The following is a 783-nucleotide window of genomic DNA, read 5'->3' as shown; positions in this document are numbered from 1 at the left end:
TGGCACTGTGGGATGTTTGGACGAAGATTGCCGCCGGGCCGGTCGCGTTCGAGGCGCCGTCGGCAGGCTTCGCGCTCGACTGGCGCACGCTCCAAGCCTGGCGTCGGCACGACGTTGGCTTTGCAACCCTCACGCATGCTGCGGGCGTCTCTTCCACCGGCGATCCCGCGCTCGACTCACGCCTTCCCTTCGACGAGCCATACCGCATCCCTGGGCGCACCGCGGCGCAGGTCGCGCGGGCGAAGCTGCGCGGCAGCCGCATCATTGCGATCGGCACGAGCGTAGTGCGCGCACTTGAGGCAGCCGCCAATCCCGGCGGCAATGTGCGTGCCGGAAATGGCATTGCGACAGGGCGCATCGCGCGGGGCACGCGGCTTCGCGTGGTCGATGCGATTCTCACAGGTGTCCACCAGCCCGGCGAAAGCCATTTCGAGCTCCTGCGCGCCTTTGCCGACGATGCTCTGCTCGCCAAGGCCTCCGCAGCCTTCACCGCGTATCGATACCGCGCGCATGAATTCGGCGATTCCATGCTGCTCAATCGCCAACCGCCGCTTCTATCGCGCGAACAAAATCGGGGCGAGGGGCTCGAGACGAAGGCTTTACTCGAGGTGGGCCATGATGTCGGCAGGATCGGTGGTATTTCGTGCTCGGCGCGCAAGGAAGTCGGAGCTATGTTACAGCGGACCAAATTCGGCATTTGACCCATGGACGAAGCCGCTCGCGCGGCACTGGCGCCCCGTGGCGAGGGTGCAGCAATGATCTGAACGCCGTGCATTTGTAGGT

The 783-nt window shown here is 65.3% G+C and carries 1 protein-coding gene; it reads left to right on the top strand.

Annotated features, from left to right (window positions below):
• A partial coding sequence (locus tag NKK47_RS35060; protein WP_352579937.1) for an S-adenosylmethionine:tRNA ribosyltransferase-isomerase occupies positions 1-701 on the top strand: 701 nt, incomplete at its 5' end.
• Between the last annotated feature and the right edge of the window lie 82 nt (positions 702-783).

It is taken from the genome of Mesorhizobium sp. M0019, assembly GCF_040323975.1.
In the GTDB taxonomy this organism is placed as follows: Bacteria; Pseudomonadota; Alphaproteobacteria; order Rhizobiales; family Rhizobiaceae; genus Mesorhizobium.
The sequence above is the reverse complement of the archived record's forward strand: the minus strand, read 5'-3'. Positions and strand labels throughout refer to the sequence as shown.